This window comes from Sulfitobacter sp. CW3, assembly GCF_019392245.1.
Lineage (GTDB): Bacteria > Pseudomonadota > Alphaproteobacteria > Rhodobacterales > Rhodobacteraceae > Sulfitobacter.
The window spans coordinates 102,700-121,509 of sequence record NZ_JAHXRL010000010.1; the positions used below are offsets into that span (position 1 = coordinate 102,700).

25 protein-coding genes are annotated in these 18,810 nt (G+C 54.1%); 14 read left to right on the forward strand and 11 right to left on the reverse strand.

Going from position 1 to position 18,810, the window contains the following annotated elements; translation table 11 throughout:
* Positions 1-4: 4 nt before the first annotated feature.
* From KZZ06_RS18065 to KZZ06_RS18105, 10 genes are all read left to right on the forward strand, one after another.
* A complete protein-coding gene (locus KZZ06_RS18065) occupies positions 5-460 on the forward strand; it encodes a DUF411 domain-containing protein (protein ID WP_219581405.1) in 456 nt (151 codons plus the stop codon).
* 64 nt (positions 461-524) lie between these two features.
* Positions 525-659, forward strand: a complete 135-nt coding sequence (locus KZZ06_RS22605) for a hypothetical protein (protein WP_257884454.1) — start codon at positions 525-527, stop codon at positions 657-659.
* Positions 660-810: 151 nt separating this feature from the next.
* Positions 811-1,236 (forward strand): cytochrome c, encoded by a 426-nt coding sequence (locus KZZ06_RS18070; protein WP_219581406.1) that lies wholly within the window; start codon positions 811-813, stop codon positions 1,234-1,236.
* A 17-nt stretch (positions 1,237-1,253) separates the two neighbouring features.
* Positions 1,254-1,829, forward strand: a complete 576-nt coding sequence (locus KZZ06_RS18075) for a DsbE family thiol:disulfide interchange protein (protein ID WP_257884455.1) — start codon at positions 1,254-1,256, stop codon at positions 1,827-1,829.
* Positions 1,826-2,338 carry a TlpA disulfide reductase family protein gene (locus tag KZZ06_RS18080; protein WP_219581408.1) on the forward strand — a complete coding sequence of 171 codons (513 nt, stop codon included), beginning with the start codon at positions 1,826-1,828 and terminating at the stop codon, positions 2,336-2,338. The genes KZZ06_RS18075 and KZZ06_RS18080 overlap by 4 nt, the downstream gene beginning before the upstream one ends.
* Positions 2,339-2,693: 355 nt before the next feature.
* Positions 2,694-3,182, forward strand: a complete 489-nt coding sequence (locus KZZ06_RS18085) for a hypothetical protein (RefSeq protein WP_219581455.1) — start codon at positions 2,694-2,696, stop codon at positions 3,180-3,182.
* A gap of 2 nt (positions 3,183-3,184) precedes the next feature.
* The gene (locus tag KZZ06_RS18090) at positions 3,185-3,922 is read left to right on the forward strand and encodes a cytochrome c biogenesis CcdA family protein (protein ID WP_219581409.1); all 738 of its coding nucleotides are present in this window, start codon (positions 3,185-3,187) and stop codon (positions 3,920-3,922) included.
* 146 nt (positions 3,923-4,068) lie between these two features.
* On the forward strand, positions 4,069-6,345 hold the full coding sequence (locus KZZ06_RS18095; protein ID WP_257884456.1) for a cation-translocating P-type ATPase: 2,277 nt from the start codon (positions 4,069-4,071) through the stop codon (positions 6,343-6,345).
* Between the two features lie 279 nt (positions 6,346-6,624).
* Complete coding sequence (locus tag KZZ06_RS18100) at positions 6,625-7,176, forward strand: DedA family protein (protein ID WP_219581410.1); 552 nt, start codon at positions 6,625-6,627, stop codon at positions 7,174-7,176.
* A 187-nt stretch (positions 7,177-7,363) separates the two neighbouring features.
* Positions 7,364-7,867, forward strand: coding sequence for a murein L,D-transpeptidase family protein (locus KZZ06_RS18105; protein ID WP_219581411.1), 504 nt, complete (start codon positions 7,364-7,366; stop codon positions 7,865-7,867).
* A gap of 26 nt (positions 7,868-7,893) precedes the next feature.
* Here KZZ06_RS18105 and KZZ06_RS18110 read toward each other — a convergent pair whose 3' ends face one another.
* From KZZ06_RS18110 to KZZ06_RS18160, 11 genes are read right to left on the reverse strand one after another with little or no spacing between them, the layout of a single operon-like run.
* Positions 7,894-8,058, reverse strand: a complete 165-nt coding sequence (locus KZZ06_RS18110) for a hypothetical protein (protein ID WP_219581412.1) — start codon at positions 8,056-8,058, stop codon at positions 7,894-7,896.
* Positions 8,055-9,593, reverse strand: coding sequence for an apolipoprotein N-acyltransferase (gene lnt / locus KZZ06_RS18115; RefSeq protein ID WP_308340038.1), 1,539 nt, complete (start codon positions 9,591-9,593; stop codon positions 8,055-8,057). Before lnt ends, KZZ06_RS18110 begins: the two co-directional genes overlap by 4 nt.
* 3 nt (positions 9,594-9,596) lie before the next feature.
* Entirely contained in the window at positions 9,597-10,073 is a 477-nt protein-coding gene (lspA, locus tag KZZ06_RS18120; RefSeq protein WP_219581413.1) for a signal peptidase II, read from the reverse strand.
* Between the two features lie 3 nt (positions 10,074-10,076).
* Positions 10,077-10,868 carry a ZIP family metal transporter gene (locus KZZ06_RS18125; protein WP_219581414.1) on the reverse strand — a complete coding sequence of 264 codons (792 nt, stop codon included), beginning with the start codon at positions 10,866-10,868 and terminating at the stop codon, positions 10,077-10,079.
* Positions 10,869-10,870: 2 nt separating this feature from the next.
* A complete protein-coding gene (locus KZZ06_RS18130; RefSeq protein WP_219581415.1) occupies positions 10,871-11,323 on the reverse strand; it encodes a DUF411 domain-containing protein in 453 nt (150 codons plus the stop codon).
* Between the two features lie 20 nt (positions 11,324-11,343).
* Positions 11,344-12,690 carry a M23 family metallopeptidase gene (locus KZZ06_RS18135; RefSeq protein ID WP_257884457.1) on the reverse strand — a complete coding sequence of 449 codons (1,347 nt, stop codon included), beginning with the start codon at positions 12,688-12,690 and terminating at the stop codon, positions 11,344-11,346.
* Positions 12,687-13,310 carry an SCO family protein gene (locus KZZ06_RS18140; protein ID WP_219581416.1) on the reverse strand — a complete coding sequence of 208 codons (624 nt, stop codon included), beginning with the start codon at positions 13,308-13,310 and terminating at the stop codon, positions 12,687-12,689. The genes KZZ06_RS18135 and KZZ06_RS18140 overlap by 4 nt, the downstream gene beginning before the upstream one ends.
* 7 nt (positions 13,311-13,317) lie before the next feature.
* On the reverse strand, positions 13,318-13,797 hold the full coding sequence (locus KZZ06_RS18145; protein ID WP_308340039.1) for a copper chaperone PCu(A)C: 480 nt from the start codon (positions 13,795-13,797) through the stop codon (positions 13,318-13,320).
* A 23-nt stretch (positions 13,798-13,820) separates the two neighbouring features.
* The gene (locus KZZ06_RS18150; protein WP_219581417.1) at positions 13,821-14,483 is read right to left on the reverse strand and encodes a thioredoxin domain-containing protein; all 663 of its coding nucleotides are present in this window, start codon (positions 14,481-14,483) and stop codon (positions 13,821-13,823) included.
* Entirely contained in the window at positions 14,480-14,923 is a 444-nt protein-coding gene (locus KZZ06_RS18155) for a disulfide bond formation protein B (protein WP_271437510.1), read from the reverse strand. The genes KZZ06_RS18150 and KZZ06_RS18155 overlap by 4 nt, the downstream gene beginning before the upstream one ends.
* The gene (locus tag KZZ06_RS18160) at positions 14,920-15,528 is read right to left on the reverse strand and encodes an SCO family protein (protein ID WP_219581418.1); all 609 of its coding nucleotides are present in this window, start codon (positions 15,526-15,528) and stop codon (positions 14,920-14,922) included. The genes KZZ06_RS18155 and KZZ06_RS18160 overlap by 4 nt, the downstream gene beginning before the upstream one ends.
* 177 nt (positions 15,529-15,705) lie before the next feature.
* On the opposite strand from KZZ06_RS18160, the gene KZZ06_RS18165 reads away from it, so the two are divergent.
* The 4 genes from KZZ06_RS18165 (at position 15,706) to KZZ06_RS18180 (ending at position 18,665) form a co-directional block, all read left to right on the forward strand.
* Positions 15,706-16,134, forward strand: coding sequence for a helix-turn-helix domain-containing protein (locus tag KZZ06_RS18165; RefSeq protein ID WP_219581419.1), 429 nt, complete (start codon positions 15,706-15,708; stop codon positions 16,132-16,134).
* An 83-nt stretch (positions 16,135-16,217) separates the two neighbouring features.
* The gene (locus tag KZZ06_RS18170) at positions 16,218-17,003 is read left to right on the forward strand and encodes a transglutaminase family protein (RefSeq protein WP_219581420.1); all 786 of its coding nucleotides are present in this window, start codon (positions 16,218-16,220) and stop codon (positions 17,001-17,003) included.
* 206 nt (positions 17,004-17,209) lie between these two features.
* Positions 17,210-18,115, forward strand: a complete 906-nt coding sequence (locus tag KZZ06_RS18175; protein WP_219581421.1) for a cation diffusion facilitator family transporter — start codon at positions 17,210-17,212, stop codon at positions 18,113-18,115.
* Positions 18,108-18,665 carry an isoprenylcysteine carboxylmethyltransferase family protein gene (locus KZZ06_RS18180; protein WP_219581422.1) on the forward strand — a complete coding sequence of 186 codons (558 nt, stop codon included), beginning with the start codon at positions 18,108-18,110 and terminating at the stop codon, positions 18,663-18,665. Before KZZ06_RS18175 ends, KZZ06_RS18180 begins: the two co-directional genes overlap by 8 nt.
* The last annotated feature ends 145 nt before the right edge of the window (positions 18,666-18,810 follow it).

The following is an 18,810-nucleotide window of genomic DNA, read 5'->3' on the forward strand; positions in this document are numbered from 1 at the left end:
GATCATGAAAAAACTGTTCGGATCTACCAGTCTGGCTGCTGCAGGAAGTGTTGCCCTATTGGCAATGAGCCTGAATGCGGCACCCTTGGCTGCTGAAACGGTCACGCTCTACAAAAACCCACAGTGCGGTTGTTGCGAAAGCTATGCTGATTACCTGCGTAAAAATGGCTTTGAGGTAGACGTCAAACCAACCCATGATCTTGTGCAGATCAGCAGTGATGCCGGTATTCCGGAAGACTTTCAGGGATGCCATACGTCCTTTATCGGGGATTATGTGATCAGTGGTCATGTGCCCATTGATGTGGTCAACAAAGTCATGTCTGAAAAACCCGACATCGTCGGCGTTACGCTTCCCGGGATGCCGATGGGATCACCCGGTATGGGCGGCGCAAAGCAAGAGCCATTCAAAGTTTACGCCATTGAAGAAGGCGTGGACCCGACGGTTTATGCGGTCGAATAGGCAAACCAATTGTCCGGCGCGAAACCGTGCCGGACAATTTTTAGAAACGCGAAGGATGAAGAGTATGATGATGGATGGTGGAACGATGGGCGGCGGCATGATGATCGGTATGGGTCTCGTGTGGTTGCTATTCATAGTGGTGCTCGTGCTCGCGGCAATCGCATTGGTAAAATATATCCGCTCTGATGACAGTAAATAAAATGCTGCACGATGCGTAGTAGCGGCGCTGCCAGTGGTGACAGCTTGCTGTCGATGGGGTTGATCTGGGCATTTTGTGTCTTGCTGATACTGATCGGGCTCGCCGCGATTGCGCTATTCTGCATCTGGCTCCGAAGAAGGTGGGTGAAAAAATGATAAAGTGGCTCGGCCTTTGGGTCTTTACATTGGCGGCGGCTGGCGCGGCGGCAGCGCAAGATACTGAACTTCTGAACGGTGAGACACTCTATCAGGAAAACTGCGCAAGTTGTCATGGCGCAAATCTGGAGGGCCAGCCCGACTGGCGCTTGCGGTTGCCAAACGGAAGGCTGCCAGCTCCACCCCACGATGCTTCGGGACATACCTGGCATCATGCCGACCGCGTGTTGACAGACATCATCACACGGGGAACGGCGGCGATCGTCGGGAACGGGTACGAAAGCGACATGCCAGGATTTGCAGACACACTTTCGAGCGAAGATATCGAAGCGATCCTCGATTACATCAAGAGCACATGGCCCGATCGTGAGAAGGCTGCGCAAGAAGATATAACGCGTGCCGACATCGAGGCACAGCAATGAGGGGGGCGGACAAATCCATGCAGCAAACACGGCCATGGTATCGCGTCTCAGGCCTTGTGGTGGCGCCTGCTGTTGCTTTTGTACTGATGGCGTTTTTCGCCTGGGGGCTGTTCAACCGCGACGAGGCGCTGCCCTCGGCGATGCTTGATAAGTCTGTGCCAGAATTCTCGCTCCCCCCCGTCCTTGGCAGGGACGACGGGTTGTCGACACAAGACCTGGCCGGGCATGTTTCAATGGTGAACGTGTTTGCATCCTGGTGTGTGCCATGTCGCGCGGAACATCCGCTGTTCATCGAGCTTGCCGAAATTGGCGAGGTACCGCTTTATGGTATCAACTATAAGGACCCGCCCGAACAGGCACGGGCATGGCTGGATGAACTGGGTGACCCCTATACCCGCATCGGCGCGGACAGAGATGGCCGCGTCGGCATCGAATGGGGTGTTTATGGCGTACCCGAAACATATGTCATCGCCGCTGATGGAACCATCGCCTATCGCCATGTCGGGCCTATTACACGCACAATTCTGCAAGACACAATCATGCCAATCGTTCGCAATCTGAAATCTTCAACCCCTGAGAAGGTAGCACAATGACTTCGCTGAAACTGACAGTCGTTCTTTTCCTGGTGTGGGTCACCGGCGCATTTGCAGCGCCGCAAGGTTTTGCGCTGCATGACGAGCCGCAACCCGTAATCAACGTGCGCTTCTTGCTTGAGGACGGCACACGCAAAGATATGGAATCGCTGCGAGGCAAGGTGCTTTTGGTAAACGTCTGGGCAACTTGGTGCATTCCGTGTCGCGAAGAAATGCCGACGTTAGACGCATTGCAGGCGACGCTCGGCGGCGACAATTTCGAGGTGGTTGCCCTCTCAATCGACCGTGCCGGAACGCCGGTCGTGCGGAGGTTCTACGATGAAATCGGTGTGAAACATCTGAAAACGTATGTCGATAAGACCATGTTGTCAGCAACTGCTTTACGCACGGTTGGTTTACCAACGACAATCCTGATCAATAGACAAGGTCAGGAACTAGGGCGGCTTGTCGGACCGGCGGAATGGGATGATCCTGAGATGATAGCGTTCCTGAGGGGGTTTATCGAATGAGTACTATGGGAATTTCATCACGGCACCTTGACCCTACAGCAACTGGAATGATCGAACGCCCAACATCAAAAGGCAGCAACCAGATGGTTCAAATTTCACAGCATGACACTGGCAGCGAGGATGCGTCAGTCATTGGCCGTCGGCCGCAATGGATGACGCGCAGGCGCTTACTGCTTGTTAGTGTAATCATTATGATCGGGAGCGGATTGGCCCTGAATTGGGGATGGCTGACCGCAGCAGGGCTTGCGCCGATCCTTGTATCGCTTGCACCCTGTGGCGTGATGTGCGGACTGGGGCTTTGTATGAAGGGCGGGACTGGCACAAGTTGGTCGAGTCGGCTGAGTGGTATTTTTCGATGAGCCTTGCGTCCACCCGGTCAATTGGCAGGCACGGGGCACAGATTTCACTGCGTGCCCTGCGCCGCTATTTTTCAGTGATCATCCCCGCAAACCTGATCTGGGAATTCGCGCACATGCCGCTCTATACGATCTGGAATGAGGGCAGCTGGGGCGAGATTGTTTTCGCGGCGCTTCATTGTACAGGGGGAGACATTCTAATCGCGATGAGTGCGCTCATGCTGACGTTGATGCTGGCCGGTCAAGGCTGGCCCTTCGCCCGACAGACACGCCAGCAGGTGACTGTTCTCACTGTTGCATTCGGCCTAGCTTACACGCTGTTCAGTGAATGGCTGAATATTGTGATCCGGGCGGCTTGGGCCTATTCGGATCTCATGCCAATTATTCCTATTCTCGATGCGGGACTGTCGCCTGTCTTGCAATGGATTTTTATCCCGATAGCCGCCTTTTGGTGGGCTTCGCGTCCTTTCAATGCAGATGAGTTATAGCGATGGATATTTCTGGTATTGGTATCCTTGCGGCCTTTTTGGCGGGGGCCATATCGTTTCTGTCACCCTGCGTTCTTCCCTTGGTGCCTGGCTATGTCTCTTTCATCGCCGGTCAGCCCGGTCTGCGCACGACCCGTCAGGTTGGGATGCGGGCACGGGCCGGAGCTTTGGGGTTAAGCGCCTGTTTCGTTCTGGGGTTCTCGACGGTCTTTATCGCCCTTGGGGCCGGTGCCAGCGCGCTCGGATCGCTTTTGCTGACATGGCGGGCTGAGCTCAATTATCTTGGTGGTGGGATCATCATACTGTTTGGTTTGGTTATGCTGGGCGTGTTCCGCATTCCGGCATTGTCGCGTGATACCAGATTGAACCTCAACATTCCGGGGGGACGTCCATTCGGGGCTTACGTGCTGGGTCTTGCATTCGCCTTTGGTTGGACACCCTGCATTGGTCCCATACTCGGAGCGATCCTGACGCTGAGTTCGACCTCAGGCGGGATGTCTGACGGTATCTGGTTGCTCGCAATTTACTCGGCAGGGCTTGGTGTTCCGTTTTTGCTTGCCGCGCTTTTTACCGATGCTATCGCAGCGCGCATCCGGGGGATCAGCAAGGCCGGACGCTGGCTTTACATGGGAGCGGGGATTGCCATGGTCGTTATGGGAGTTGCGGTCATCACTGGGCAGCTTTCACGGTTTGCGTATTGGCTGCTTGGCACCTTTCCCATTCTTTCGACGATCGGATAGATCTGAGTGAGCAGTGCAGTTCCTGAGTTCTAAGGGATTATCTGCTGGGATGCGCGTTCACCTTTTAAGATATACAAACTTTTGACTTGCACCTCTAGTTACTGAAGCTCCTACACCGGAAAGGAAAAGTGCTAAAGGACGCCAAGATGCCACATGATGCCGCTCACGGTCACGAAGAAGATACTTGCTGCGGCGCATCCGCCGATACATTGGCGCAGCCAGCGCCGCCGCCAAATTCAGGCCGCAGTTTTCGCGTAAATGGGCTCGACTGCGCGGACGAAGTTGCGATCCTGAGCAAGGTTGTCGGGCCGGAGGTTGGAGGGAGTGAGCATCTGGCTTTCGACGTGATCAATGGGCGTATGACCATCCTCGAAGGCGCCAAGCCGCTTAGCGATGACAAAATTATCAAGATCGTTGGCTCGACCGGAATGAGCGCGAAAATGTGGAACGCCGAAAGCGCCGAAGCGGATCAGGCGGAGCATTTCGCCCGCCAGCGTCTGTTCACAGGTCTGAGCGGCGGTTTGTGGGCGGCGGGATTCCTCTACCATATCGTCGAGACCGGGGCAGGGGGTGCGTTACGGTTGTTTTCTGGTCATGGCGAAACCTCAATGCCTCTGATCGAGGTGGGTCTGTTTTTGCTTGCGGTCGTGTTCGGTGCCTGGCTGGTCGCGCCCAAAGCCTGGTCGGCTGCGCGCCGGTTGTCGCCGGACATGAACCTATTGATGATCGTCGCCGTGGCCGGTGCGATCGGACTTGGTGAATTCTTTGAAGCGGCGACGGTCGCTTTCTTCTTTGCCCTGTCGCTAACTTTGGAATCTTGGAGCGTGGGACGGGCCCGCAATGCGGTCTCGGCCTTGCTTGATCTGGCACCACCGACGGCGCGGGTCATTCGTGCAGATGGGTCTGAGGCCGATGTTCCTGCAGCAGAGGTTGCCATTGGAGATCGCTTTGTTGTGCGGGGAGGGGATCGAATTCCGCTTGATGGCGAAGTGACCGAGGGTCGCGGTGATGTCGATCAGGCCCCGATCACTGGTGAAAGCGCGCTGGTCGCCAAAGAAACCGGCGATGAGGTTTATGCCGGTACGATCAACGGTGACGGAACAATGACGGTTAGGGCGACGAAAGCCGCAGGCGATACCGTTCTGTCAAAGATTATCCGAATGGTCGGCGATGCCCATTCGCGGCGCGCCGAGGTCGAACAATGGGTCACGAAATTTGCACGCATCTACACGCCCATCGTCATGATATTGGCAGTGCTGATTGCAATCGTGCCGCCACTTCTATTTTCAGGGGCATGGAATTACTGGTTCTATAACGCGTTGGTGCTGCTCGTGATCGCTTGCCCTTGTGCGCTTGTCATCTCCACGCCTGTTTCCATCGTTGCATCTCTCGCGGCGTCGGCACGCAACGGCGTGCTGATCAAAGGCGGCGCCTATGTCGAAGCACCCTCACGCCTAACCGCACTGGCGATGGACAAGACCGGAACGATCACCATGGGTGAACCGGAAGTCGCGGGTCTGCATCCCTTGGGTGGCACTGCCGAGCGTGACCTCTTGAGTGCCGCTGTTGCGCTGGAAGCCCGCTCATCCCACCCGCTGGCACGCGCTATCCTTGCGCGCGGTGAACGCGACGGATTGAAGCAATCGGTGGCTACGGACACGAAAACTGTGCCGGGTCGCGGCGTAGAGGGATCATGGGAAGGGCAATCTGTGTGGCTTGGTTCCGACCGCTTTGCCACCGAAAAAGGACTGGGTGATACCATTCCCCGTGACCTATTGGAACGGATTGAGGGAGCTGGAAGTACGCTTGTTGCCGTCGGGTCCGGGGATCGTTTGCTGGGTCTAATCGAATTGCGCGACCGCATTCGGCCGGATGCAAAGGGAGTGGTGGCACGCCTCCATGCCCAAGGGGTGAAAAAGATCATCATGTTAACGGGTGACAACGAGCGCACAGCGCGCGCCGTAGCGGCAGAGGTCGGCATTGACGAAGTTCGCGCAGAGCTGCTGCCCGAGGACAAAGTGACGGCGATTGAGGAGCTGGTTGCCAACTACGATGTCGTGGCGATGATCGGCGATGGTGTGAACGATGCGCCGGCCATGGCGCGGGCACATTTCGCAATTGCAATGGGTGCAGTCGGATCTGACGCAGCGATTGAGACGGCCGATATTGCACTGATGACCGATGATATCGGCAAGGTACCGTGGCTCGTCGGTCATTCACGTCGAACAATGAATATCATCCATCAAAATATTGGCATTGCGCTGGCGACCAAGGCGCTGTTCGTTGGCTTAACGGCTTTCGGGATGGCAACGATGTGGGGTGCTATCGCTGCGGATGTCGGCGTTTCCCTGCTGGTGGTGGCCAATGCGCTGCGGCTTTTACGTGCAAAGACCGATCGTGATGATCCGTCGGAAGTGGCATAAACACCCGCTTAGGAGGGACATCATGAGCAATACACGAACAGCTTCGCAATGAATTGAGGGACCGGCTTGCGCAGGATACTCAATAATGGAGGCTAGCGCAGCTCTCGTTGGCAAGCAATCATGTACAACTTGCGTCAAAAACCTCGGTACCAATTGCAACATTCTCTGTAGCTTCTGGGCAGGCGTGTCTGCTAGGTGAAAAATCCTAACGTTGCGCATATTCGGCAGTGTGGCGCGCTCGTCTATTTCAAAAACCTTCCCCCCAAAGGATTAACCCAATTGGAAGCCATTCTAACCCTGATCTCGCAGTATGGCACTTTAGTTTACTTGCTTCTTTTTGGCTATTGCGCATTGAAAAGTGGGGCTTTGCCGTTGTTTGGGGGCTATGCCGCGCAGGCCGGAGTCTTGGATGTCGCATTGGTCGCCTTGGCGACATTTGCAGGCGGCTATTTGGGGGATGAAATGCGCTTTGCGGTGGCGCGCCGTTTTGGCGGCGGCTTTTTGGCGTCACGGCCCCGTCTGTCGGCCTTAATGGTCAAAGCCGAGGCGATGTTGGATGCCTATGGCTGGATTTACATTTACATCTATCGCTATCCCAAAGGGATGCGCACGATCGGGGCGCTGCCGGTGGGTCTGACACAAATGAAATGGTCTGTGTTTACGTTGTTAAATGCATCTTCGGCCCTGTTGTGGACGGGGCTTTTGGTGGGCGCTGGATATTACTTTGGTGCTGTGATCGAGCGTGCTGTGGTGGAGGGATGGGGCGCTTTGAGCATCCTGTTGCTTTTGGTCTTTCTCGGCCTTTCTGTGGTCGGGTGGAGGCGGTTATAGCAGCCTGTCGGATGACGTTACAGGATGCATGGCTAATGCGTTGCGGCTGTTGCGTGCAAAGACTGGTCGTGATGATCCGTCAGGTGGCGAATAGCCTGATGAACAAATGGCACAGGGCATTGATAAAGAAACGCCCTTTGTGCCAACATGAGTTGAAAAACTAAGAACAAAGAGATCGGGCGAAACAATGACACGAACGACACGCCGCTTCGCGGTTCTGGGCGGATTGGCTCTTACTTTGGCTGGCTGCGCGAACAAGTTTCGAACCTATAGCGGTCCAGAAGTCACGCGCTTGCAGATGTTCAAGGACGATCGAACCCTCTTCCTTTACAATAATTCAAAGGTCCTGAAGACGTATAAATTTGACCTCGGCTTTGCACCCGCGGGTCCCAAGCAGTTTGAAGGTGACGGAAAAACACCGGAAGGCTCCTATACTGTGGACAAGCGCAATCCAAACAGCCTGTTCCATCTGTCGGTCGGTATATCCTATCCGAATGAAGCGGATATTGCTTATGCAGCCGCACAGGGCCGCAGTCCCGGTGGCGACATCTTTATACATGGCGGACCGCGATTGGATATTGACCCAATCAAACCCGACTGGACAGCAGGATGTATTGCAGTGTCTGATCGCGAGATAGAAGACATCTACGCAATGGTTCGTGACGGGACGCCAATCGACATCTTCGCCTAGGTTTTCGTAGAGATCGCCAGTTTCGTTCAAATGAACCTTAAGAGAATGATTGAGACAACCATTGCCAAAAGGCCAAATACGAGTGCGGAACTCACTGCGTATTGAGCAATGTCTTTCTTGTTACCACCGCGCTTCTTCGCAAGATACGCACCCCATATGGCTCCAGCCAAAGCTGCTAAGATCGTCATCATGATACGCTGTCCTTTTTAAAATTTAGTATTGCCGCCATCGTCAGGCTCACAGCAAAGACCAACCAGAACATTACCTGTCCGTAGCTTGAGAATGGTGTTGGTGAAAGCGCCGCAGGCAGAGCGCCGTCCAGTATATTGGTCTCGCCCAAACCGAGATGCGAAATCAGGCGACCATTACCATCTATGATGGCTGAAATGCCGGTATTGGCTGCGCGGATAAAGGGAAGCCCCTCTTCGACGGCGCGCATTCTCGAAGATGCCAAATGCTGGTTCGGGCCAATTGATGCGCCGAACCAGGCGTCGTTCGTGGCGTTAAAAATCCATTCAGGCCGATCTGTCGAATTTATAATTTGTCCGGGGAAGATTGCTTCATAACAGATTGACAGACCGACGCCGGGCAGTTGCGGCATGCGAAACGTCTCCGGCCCGGACCCTGGTGTGAAGTCACCCAATCCAGCAGTTAGCCGCCTAAGCGGCAGGAGGTCTCGAAGGGGCACGTATTCGCCGAACGGGACGAGGTGATGTTTTGCGTAGCGGTTTATGATTTGAGCTGTTGAATCGATTGCGAGAACCGCATTTTTGTATTGCTGTTCACCGTCAACGTTTTCGCGCGTTTGCGCCCCCGTTAACAGGACGGCATTATCAGTTAAAAGCTTCGCGATCTCTCCCAGCATCCACTGATCTTCTTCGAGGTATCCAGGAAAGGTACTCTCGGGCCAAAGCAGGATATCAAACTGGCCCGGCTGAGCAGACAAATCCAGATAACGGGCGATATTGCGGTCGCGTAACGCTGGATCCCACTTTTCCCGCTGTGGGATGTTACCCTGAACAATTCTAACATTGACCGCGGTTTGCTGATCTTCACCGGTCAGACGGGCTTCGCTATTTATCCATATACCCGCCGCCAACATGACAAACATCGCGGCTGCAAGCCCACTCTGCCAACGATCTCGCGTGAAAATCACGGTGGGCAGGGTAGAGAGCAACACTGTGAGCAACCCTAGACCATAGCTGCCGAATAGTGCCGCCATCTGACGCGGGACATCGTAATCGACCCATGCGTAAGCAATCAGATTCCAGGGAAAGCCAGTAAGAACGGTGCCGCGCAGCCATTCGGATCCAGACCAGCATGCAGCAAAGACAAGGGTGCCTGACACCCCTGTCGTCTTGGTCGCGGCGAAAACCACCATCGCCGCCGCTGGAAAGAGCGCAAGCGCCCCTGCCAGCCCGATCACGGCAGGGGCGGCCATCCAACCGAAACGTTCAGCATCAACAAAAAAGCTTTCCGCAATCCATGACAGTCCGAACAGGAAAAAGCCGAAGCCGAAAGCCCATCCGGTAAGAAACGCTCTTGTTCGACCCTTGTTGGCGGTGAGGTAAAGCAGCCCACCAAAACCGATGGGCAATACAAACGGAGTTGAGAACGGTGGTAGTGCAAAAACAACACTGACTCCGAGAACGACAGCAACGATAAACGGGACTATGTCCGTCCTAAACCTTGGACCAAGACTGGAAATGCTAATTGAGGGTCTCACTCTCTACTCAGGCGCTTTTTTTATGGCGGCATGTTCCCGACCAGCAGTGATCAGCAGAAGACCAACGCCACAAACCACAAACACGTCTGCCAAATTGAATGCAGGCCAGTGTGTCGTCCCAATATAGAAATCCAGAAAATCAGTTACGCCGCCGAAGCGGATGCGATCCAGAATATTTCCAAGAGCACCGCCTATGACCATACCATAGGCAACAGCTTCACTTATTGCAGTCGACCGTACTAGCGAAATGGCCAGAAACAGAACAACAGCGGTCGCAACGATAGCTAGCGCCCACCATGGCGTGCCCTGTAGAAGACCAAAAGTAACGCCGGTGTTACGGTGAAAAACCAAGTTGAAACCGGGCGCGACATTGACGCCAGCGGTTAACGTTTCTGCATTTACAAGCACGAATGCTTTTGACGCTTGGTCGGCAGCAAATGCAATGACGGCTGCACAAATTCCCAGAGAACGGATTGCCATGTTTCAGCCTAACCAAACGTCGAGGAACAGCATGACAACCAGACCGATTGCTAACCCGGTCGTTGCTTGTTTCTGATGTCCACTGCGGTGGGTTTCGGGGATGATCTCGTGACTGATGACGTAGAGCATAGCGCCCGCCGCGAAGGCGAGACCCCAAGGCAAAAGGGGTTGAGCAACCACGATAACTGCAGCACCAAGAAAGCCGGTGACAGGCTCAACCAAGCCAGTGAGAGCTGCGATGCTAAAGGCCCGTTTTGCAGAGTATCGCTCACCGAGCAATGCAACCGCGACCGCCAGTCCTTCTGGCGCGTTCTGCAATCCGATACCCAACGCAACTGGAAATCCCCCCGCAAACCCGTCCGCGCCGAACGCGACCCCAACGGCCAGACCCTCTGGGGCGTTGTGAATGGTGATTGCTATGATAAATAGCCAAACTCGACGCAGAGATGCGGCCTCAGGACCTTCGCGCCCTGAACTGAAGTGCTCATGCGGGATCACTTCGTTCATAATGGCAACTGCCCCCATCCCAAGCAGGATCGCAACGCAGACAATCAATGCCGGGATCGCCCCATCCCCGTATCGAATTTCAGCAACATCGAGCGCTGGAATGATCAACGAGAAGAACGAAGCCGCTAGCATCACCCCTGCGGCAAAGCCAAGAGAGATGTCGCGCCATTTTCGCGAGGGCGTGCTGCCAAAGAGAACCGGAACGGCACCGACGGACGTCATAAGACCGGCTGCAAGGCTTCCATAAAAGCCCAAGGCGATAGGAGATAGGGTCGTGAGCGCCTCCATGTTCAATTTGCCGGATAGGAAGAGAATATCTCGGTGCTACCGTCCTTTTTCACCAGAAAGACATCATAGGCGTCGGAAGTTTCCCCAAAATCCATGCCGGGTGAGCCGATTGGCATTCCGGGCACAGCAAGACCGACTGCATCCGGGCGTTCCTCAAGAAGACGCGTGATGTCGGCAGGTGGCACATGCCCTTCTATCGTGTAGCCTTTGACCGTTGCGGTGTGGCATGAAAACATTGCAACAGGGATACCCCGATCCATTTTCAAACGGATCAGTGCTCCCCCAATATTTTCGCCCTCCGGTAAGAAACCAGCGTCTGAAAGTCTGTCCATCCAAGCCACACAGCATCCGCAGCCGCGCGTCTTGGCGACTTGAATGGCCGTCTGGGCTGCGGCGGTCGTTGACACGGTCGCCAGCAGCACAGCGCCAAAGATCAGTTCAATTTTGGGGAGCATGCGTTATCCTATTCGATTGTTCATATTTCGTCGCTAAGCGTCGCTGTAAACAGCGCGCGTGTTTTCTCAAGGAGCGCTGACGCACCCGCGGTATCAGGATTTTCTACCGAGGCGATCAGTTCCTTTCCAAGCGGGTTGATCGGCCGCCCGTCTATCCGTACTTCGTAGTGCAGGTTGGGGGCTGTCGCAGTACCTGTCTCGCCTACCTGACCAATGACTTCTCCGGCAAGTACGTGGTTTCCGGTTTTCAGTCCATTGGGTACGGCGCTCAAATGGGCATACCGGGTCATCGTGTTGGAGCCGTGAGATATCTCCACCACTTGGCCATATCCGTTCTGCCATCCAATAAAGGAAACCCGGCCCGGTGCGGTCGCGCTGATTGGCGTCCCTTTAACGGCTGCGTAATCGACACCAGTGTGCATTCGAACGTTGCCGTAAATTGGATGTTTGCGTCGGCCAAAAACCGAAGATAGGCGCGCGCCCTTTACAGGTGGTGCTATTCTTCGCAGGACATCCCCATTCAGATAGACAGTCGCCTTGCCGCTATCCTCGTCAGACCAAATGACTTCAAATATATCCTTCGCTAAATCAAGAGCCGCGTAGGTTAGCTTCGGTTGCCCAACTTTCGACCCGTCAGCAAGAACCGATTGTGCCCATTGGATGTTGAGTTTCTCGCCGCCTTTAAGATCTCGCCGAAAATCGATTGCATCACTTAAAATTTCGGCCAGATCGACCGCAAAGCGAGCAGGAATGCCGGCTGCATCCAAGGAAGAATAAATGGATCCGCTGACGACAAGCTGACCTGCTTGCTCGACAGACGTAAGGACGGGGGGTCTAGTGCGACCAGCGACCTTACCATCGAGTGTGACTTCGATTTGGACACCTTCATCGACTGTTAAAGCGACGAATGACGGGGACCCGTTGGGCTGAAAATTGACGCGCAGCTGATGGCCGGGTCTTAATCTGCGCAAGTCGTATTCTGCAGCAATGGCAAGAGCTACTTCGGCCCGCAGCGGTGCGTCCATATCGGCGCGGGTTAGGATTGAATCAAGCGTATCGCCATCTGTTACCGTCGCTTCCCAAGCTGGGATAGCAAGAGCTTGTGTGACTGCCGTCAGCTCATCAGGCCGAGTGAAATCGGACGAATGAAGCAATGGGGCTAGAGTAGCATTCCTGTTAACCACCTCTGTTGCAAAGGTAATGGAAAAATCCAAAGAAAAGGGTTCTGCTGGTGGTTGCGAAAGCTCTGCAGCCCGAACTATCACTTCCGGAGCTGGCGCGTTCGGTGTCATCATGGTTCTGGCGGTCAGCGACGCCATAGCAGCTGCGCTGACAGCTGTTCCCAGCACGAAATATTTCAATCTCAAGTTTCTGCCCTCTCGTCTTGGCTTTGCATTGCCCGCCTGATCTTAGGCACGGCGAATTCGCGCGGTTCGTGATAATCGATCGTGGTAACGAAGCGACCTGTCGCGTCGAACAGGAAAACCCCTGCTGTGTGGTTCATCGTATAGTCGCCGTCTTCGCGCATCACCTTTTCATAGACTGCGCGAAATCCTGCCGCAGCAGAGGCGACTTGGACATCTGAACCAGTCCAACCTTGAATCTGTGGATGGAAGTAGGAGACATATTCGGCCATCACTTCGACGGTATCTCGGTCTGGATCCACAGAAATGAGGATGGTGTTAAGGGCCTCTGCGTCCGGCCCAATCTCGTCGAGCCACGCGGAAATGTCCGAAAGCGTCGTTGGACAAACGTCCGGACAATAGGTGAAGCCAAAGAAGACAAGGCTTGGCTGGCCAATGAGCGTTTTCGGGCCGACAGCTTCCCCGTTCTGATTGGTCAACTCAAAGTCCATTTCAGTCAGCGGTTGGGAACGTTTTCCCGGCACCGACGCCGCACCCGGCCCATCAACCTGCCACCATCCGATGAAAAGAACGGCTAATATCGCCAAGCCGCAGGCAATCAAGATTCTACCAATCTGTTTCATGTTGGCGTCAGCCTTCGGGGCCGCGTGCGCCGATACGCAGGACAGGCACTACAACTTCCATCTCCAACCCATCCGAAAAGAGTAGGGTCATCAGGAAAGTCTCGCCTTCCACGAGTGGCGACTGCAATTTCATCAACATGATATGATAGCTACCCGGTTCGAGTGCCAGCGTTCCTCCAGCTGGGATTTCAATGTCACCTGCAGGCACCATGCGGCTGACACCTTCGTCGTTCGTCTGGGTTTCATGGATGGAAGGCATCGCCGAGATATCGGCCCGCAATCCTACCAAGTAAACTGGTACATCTCCTTCGTTCCGAAGCGCTAGATAGGCGCCACCGGGGCGTGAAGTCCCAATGCTGGCACGCGCCCATGGCTGTTCAACAACGATCTTGATATCGCCTGCGTTTTCTTGCGCTGCAGAAACTGTGGAAAGTCCCATCAGTAGACCGAAGGACATGCAGCGCAAGGTATTTGTAATATGTCTCACTGTCAGGGTTATCCAATCTGATGTTAGTTGTTTGCAGTAGCTTGGACTTCTGCCTGTACAAGCGCGATCAGTTGATCTGGACCGAAGTCGGTCAATCGCTTTCCGTTGACGAAAAAGGTCGGCGTGCCCTCGATCCCGACGGCCTTAACATCGGCCCGATCCTGATTGAGGATACCGACGATACTTGGGGATTTGATCTGGGTCGCGGCGGCATTTACGTCCAAACCGGCTGTCGCCGCGATCTGGATAATCCTTTCTGCGGCTGACGCACCATGAGATGCCCAAGCCGGTTGATTTTCCAGCAGCGCTTCAAGCACGGGCATGAAGACATCCTGTAATCTTGCTGCTTCTATGATCTTGATTGCCAGCTCAGACCCTTCCCCGTGGAATGGCGTGTAGCGCATGACCACACGAACATCATCGGGATTATCCGCCAGTATCTGTTTCACAATCGGGTGAAACGCGCGGCACGCCTCGCAGGCTGGGTCAAAAAATTCTACAATCGTCACTGGAGCGTCTTTGCGGCCCAAAACAGGCGAGTAGGCGCGAACGAGTTGGTCTTGCTGCTCAACAGGAGCGGCTGTTGCAGTCGGGGTTACGTTAGGACGAGAGACAAACCAGGCACCGATGGCGAAAAGCGCCAGTACAGCGGTCAGGGTTACGAGAACAAGGGTTTTGCGTGTCATGAGGCAATCCGTCGAAGTTGGAGGAGCAGGGCAGAAATTACCCCGAAAATCAAAAAGGAGAGAGCGGGAATTGGCAGGCCAAGGATCAACATTGCGTCATCCGTGCAAGATGGTCCGGAGGCGGTGCAGGGCGTAATCGGCTCGGGCAAGACCCCAGCATATAGCAGCCAATGATAGAGTGCGATAGCACCGCCTATAAAGGCGAGCGGCACCGCATATCGCCAGATGAACAGATCGGAACGCCATGCCGCAATACCAAGGATGACGGCGAGTGGGAACATGAAGGCGCGCTGCAACCAACAAAGATGACACGGGGTCTGGCCCAATACCTCACCGATGAACAGAACGGAAAGTGAAGCGGCCAAGGCGAGAAACCAAGCCGCGAACAGGAACGTTACTGACCGACTGTCTGGCGTTGATGGATCGGAAGGCGTTGTCACGATCCAATCCTTTGTTGAAGGTCAGAGGCGATCTGAGAAGAATCCAAATCGTACTCGTATATTCGAACAAATTCGCCTTGCGGATCGAACAAAAGAAAAGATGAAGTATGGCCCATGGTGTATCCATCGGGTGCAGATTCATCCTCATTGCGCTGATAATAGACTTTGAAAGCTTTGGCAGTTTGTTGGGTCTGTTCCTGCGGGCCGCTTAGCCCGAGGATGCTGGGGCCAAATTGTGGGATATAGTTGGCCAGGACACTGGGCGTGTCCCGTTCCGGGTCAACTGTGATGAAAAGGGGCTGTACCGCTTCACCTTCTGCGCCCAGATCATCCATTGCCTGTGCGATTGTTGCCAGGCCCATGGGGCAGACGTCCGGACAGTTAGTGAACCCAAAAAAGACGAGCATCCATCGCCCACGGAATTCTTCGTCGGTCCGCATCATGCCATTGTGATCGGTCAATTCAAAATCAGCTAAAACAGTCTCCGCCGCAGGCAGGCGAGTGGCTGCAACCGGTAGCTGGCCACGCTCTGATATCCAAAAACCACCAACGATGGCGATCGCCACCGCAACTATGGACCAGAGAATTATCCGCACTTTTGTCATTGCCAGCTTCGCCCTTAAAACAAGTCACCTCTCGGGTGGGATACAAGCTACAGCTGATAGAGGTTCAAGCAAAAAGATGCTTGGTAGGATATCATGTCACGACTTTGTGAAACCTTTGGCTTTTCAAGGGAGTTAGAACTTTGATAAGCTACAGTGACTTTAGATAAAGGAATGCTCATGCTGGCAATTGGTACGCTCTCGCGGAAGACTGGGACCAAGGTTCAAACAATCCGCTACTACGAACAGATTGGATTGATGAACGAGGCCGGACGGACGTCAGGTGGGCAACGGCGATATTATGTAAAAGATCTCGATCGCCTCGCCTTTATTCGACACTCGCGTCAACTTGGTTTTTCGCTCGACTCAATCCGCGAACTTCTGGACCTGTCGGACAACCCGTCTCAATCCTGTGCAGAGGCGGATTCTATCGCGCGGCGACAACTTCGCCAGGTCGAGCAGCGGATCAAACGCCTTCAGGCCCTCAAGAAGGAGTTGAAACGGATGGTTGCCGAGTGTGATGGCGAAAGCGTTGCCGAATGCAAGGTTCTTGAAGTGCTGCGAGATCACTCTGAATGTCTAACAAATCATGATGAAATCGGAGCGTGATAACAATGGAAGAAAGTTCTTGAACCTCTAGGCACTGTAGCTCCTATCTTTCGAATATCGCAAACAATGCGTCGGATAGAGCTATGAAGAATGAAGACAACAAGACCCATCTGGGCGTTTCGCCATTACTCGATTTCGATGGGGACGCCATCGCAAATCTGATCCGCGAGCGCAGCTGGTTGTCTTTGGACGAATTCCACCGGATTGGTGCTGCCTACGACTACGTGCGCAACGAAATCGTTTTTGGCTACAATGCTGCAGACGACATGCCAGCCTCAGCAGTACTGCGTGACGGATATGGTCAATGCAACACCAAGGCCACGCTATTGATGGCTTTGTTGCGTGCGGTCGACATCCCTTGTCGATTGCACGGCTTCACAATCCATAAATCCTTGCAGCGTGGGATCGTACCAGAACTCATCTATCCGATTGCGCCTGAGAGCATCCTTCATAGCTGGGTGGAAATCTTGCATCGAGGGCGTTGGATCAATCTGGAAGGCTTTATTTTGGACGACGCGGTCTTGTCTGCTCTTCAGGACAGATTTGTTCGCGATAACGACAGTCTGTGTGGCTATGGGGTCGGAACAGACCGCCTTTCTTCACCATCCATCGAATGGAGCGGAACAGATACCTTCATCCAAAAAACCGGCATTAACGCCGATCTTGGTCTGTTCGACACGCCAGACGACTTTTATGCGCAGCATCAACAATCCTTTGGAGGTCTTCGTGGGCTGCTTTATCGATATCTGATCCGTCACTGGATGAATGCCCGCGTGCGACGAATACGCAGTGGGGTTGTTCCAGTGATCCCGATGGCTGAAACCAATTCTGTACAGTTTGTTCGTGAAGGCGGGGTTGGATCGTCATGACCGCTAGTTGGCTCCATTTGCGGGTAATAACTGCAATTCCAATGTTTCATGTCATCATCGCTGTTCCGTTAACAATTGTTTCCGCAATTTTACTCGCGACCGAGGGGCTTCTGGCCATGACCAGCGACCTTTTTGTTAGGCGCCTAAGTTTGTCTTCGAAGGGAGGGGCAATGGGATGGTCCTGAATATTGAGAGAAGGGCACTGAATGCCTCATGATCACGGAATAGACCCGCAGTCGGGAGACCGTCGCGTTGGAGTCGCCATTTGGGCGAACGGTCTGCTGACCGTTGCTCAAATCGTTGGCGGAATTCTTTCGGGAAGCCTCGCGTTGATCGCCGATGCCATACATAACTTCTCGGATATGGCCTCACTCGTCATCGCCTTTGGCGCGCGCAAAATCGCCCGCCGCCCGGCAGATGCAAAGATGACCTTTGGCTATGGCAGGATCGAAATCGTTGCAGCGCTGATCAACTACACGTCGCTGATTATCATTGGGATGTATCTTGTCTACGAGGGTGCAATGCGCTTCGCGGATCCACCGCAGATCGAGGGCTGGACAGTCGTACTTCTTGGTTGCGTCGCTTTAGCGGTCGACACGCTCACCGCGATGCTCACGTATTCCATGCAAAAGGGGAGCGTGAACATCCGTGCGTTGTTCTTGCACAACCTCAGTGATGCTTTGGCATCCGTCGCAGTTATCGTCGGCGGCGTTCTGATCCTGCTCTACGATATCCGTTGGGTTGATCCGGCAATTACCATAGGTATCGCTGCATATATACTTTGGCTCGCCTTTACCGAAATCGGCGGACCTATTCGGACACTTATGCTCGGCAGTCCACCGGATGTGGACATCGACGCTGTGATTGCGGCCATTGAGGACATCGACGGCGTCGAAGAACTGCATCACGCGCATTTCTGGCAAATGCAGGAACATCAAGCGGCGCTCGACACTCATGTGGTGATCGAGGACGCACGCTGGGACGATCTGGAGACTCTGAAGAAGAAAATCAAAGCCCGCCTGGAAGAGGAGTTCGGCATTTCTCATTCGACACTGGAATTCGAGCGATCATGCGACAAGCACGAAGAGGCCACACGGTATGGCCATGAATGAGTTCACAGTGCTTGCAGCAATACTTGGGTGCCTTGCCAACAGTTTATTGATTCTTGGTTTGGCATGGTCAATTTACCGACCAAAACAGCGTGTTTGGCCGCCCGAACAGTCGACAGCGATGCATCGGATCGCGGTTTGGACTCTCACTTGTATCGGCTTCGGCTCAGCAATTTTCATAGGCTTTGTCGAATGGGGCATTTTGGATGTCCCTGCATTCTTGCGGTGGGGATTGGGGCTGGTCCTGCTCATTTTTGGGAATGTCGTGGTGTGGGCTGGCGTACTTCATCTTGGCTTCGCGGCTACGAGCGGAGCAAAAGGATCTCTGCGAACCACTGGCCTTTATAGATATTCCCGAAACCCTCAATATCTGGCAGATATCGCGATCCTTGTTGGAATTGGAATCCTTTCTGCTTCGATTATGTCTTGGCCGGTGATCATCACAGGCATTGTGGCGCTTGCTCTGGCACCCTTTTCGGAAGAGCCTTGGTTGTTGGAAAAATACGGTGACGCCTATGCAGAATATCTGAGGGCGACCAGAAGGTTCTTCTAATGAACAACGCAAGTGGGGCAGGTGGTGCATTGGACCCTTTGGGCGCATCTCCAAGGAACTTTAAACAGGAAACAGGACGTTGCGACCATAGCCTTTGCACGAACATGTGATTGGTTCCACTTGGAATTACATCCGGTCACTGACA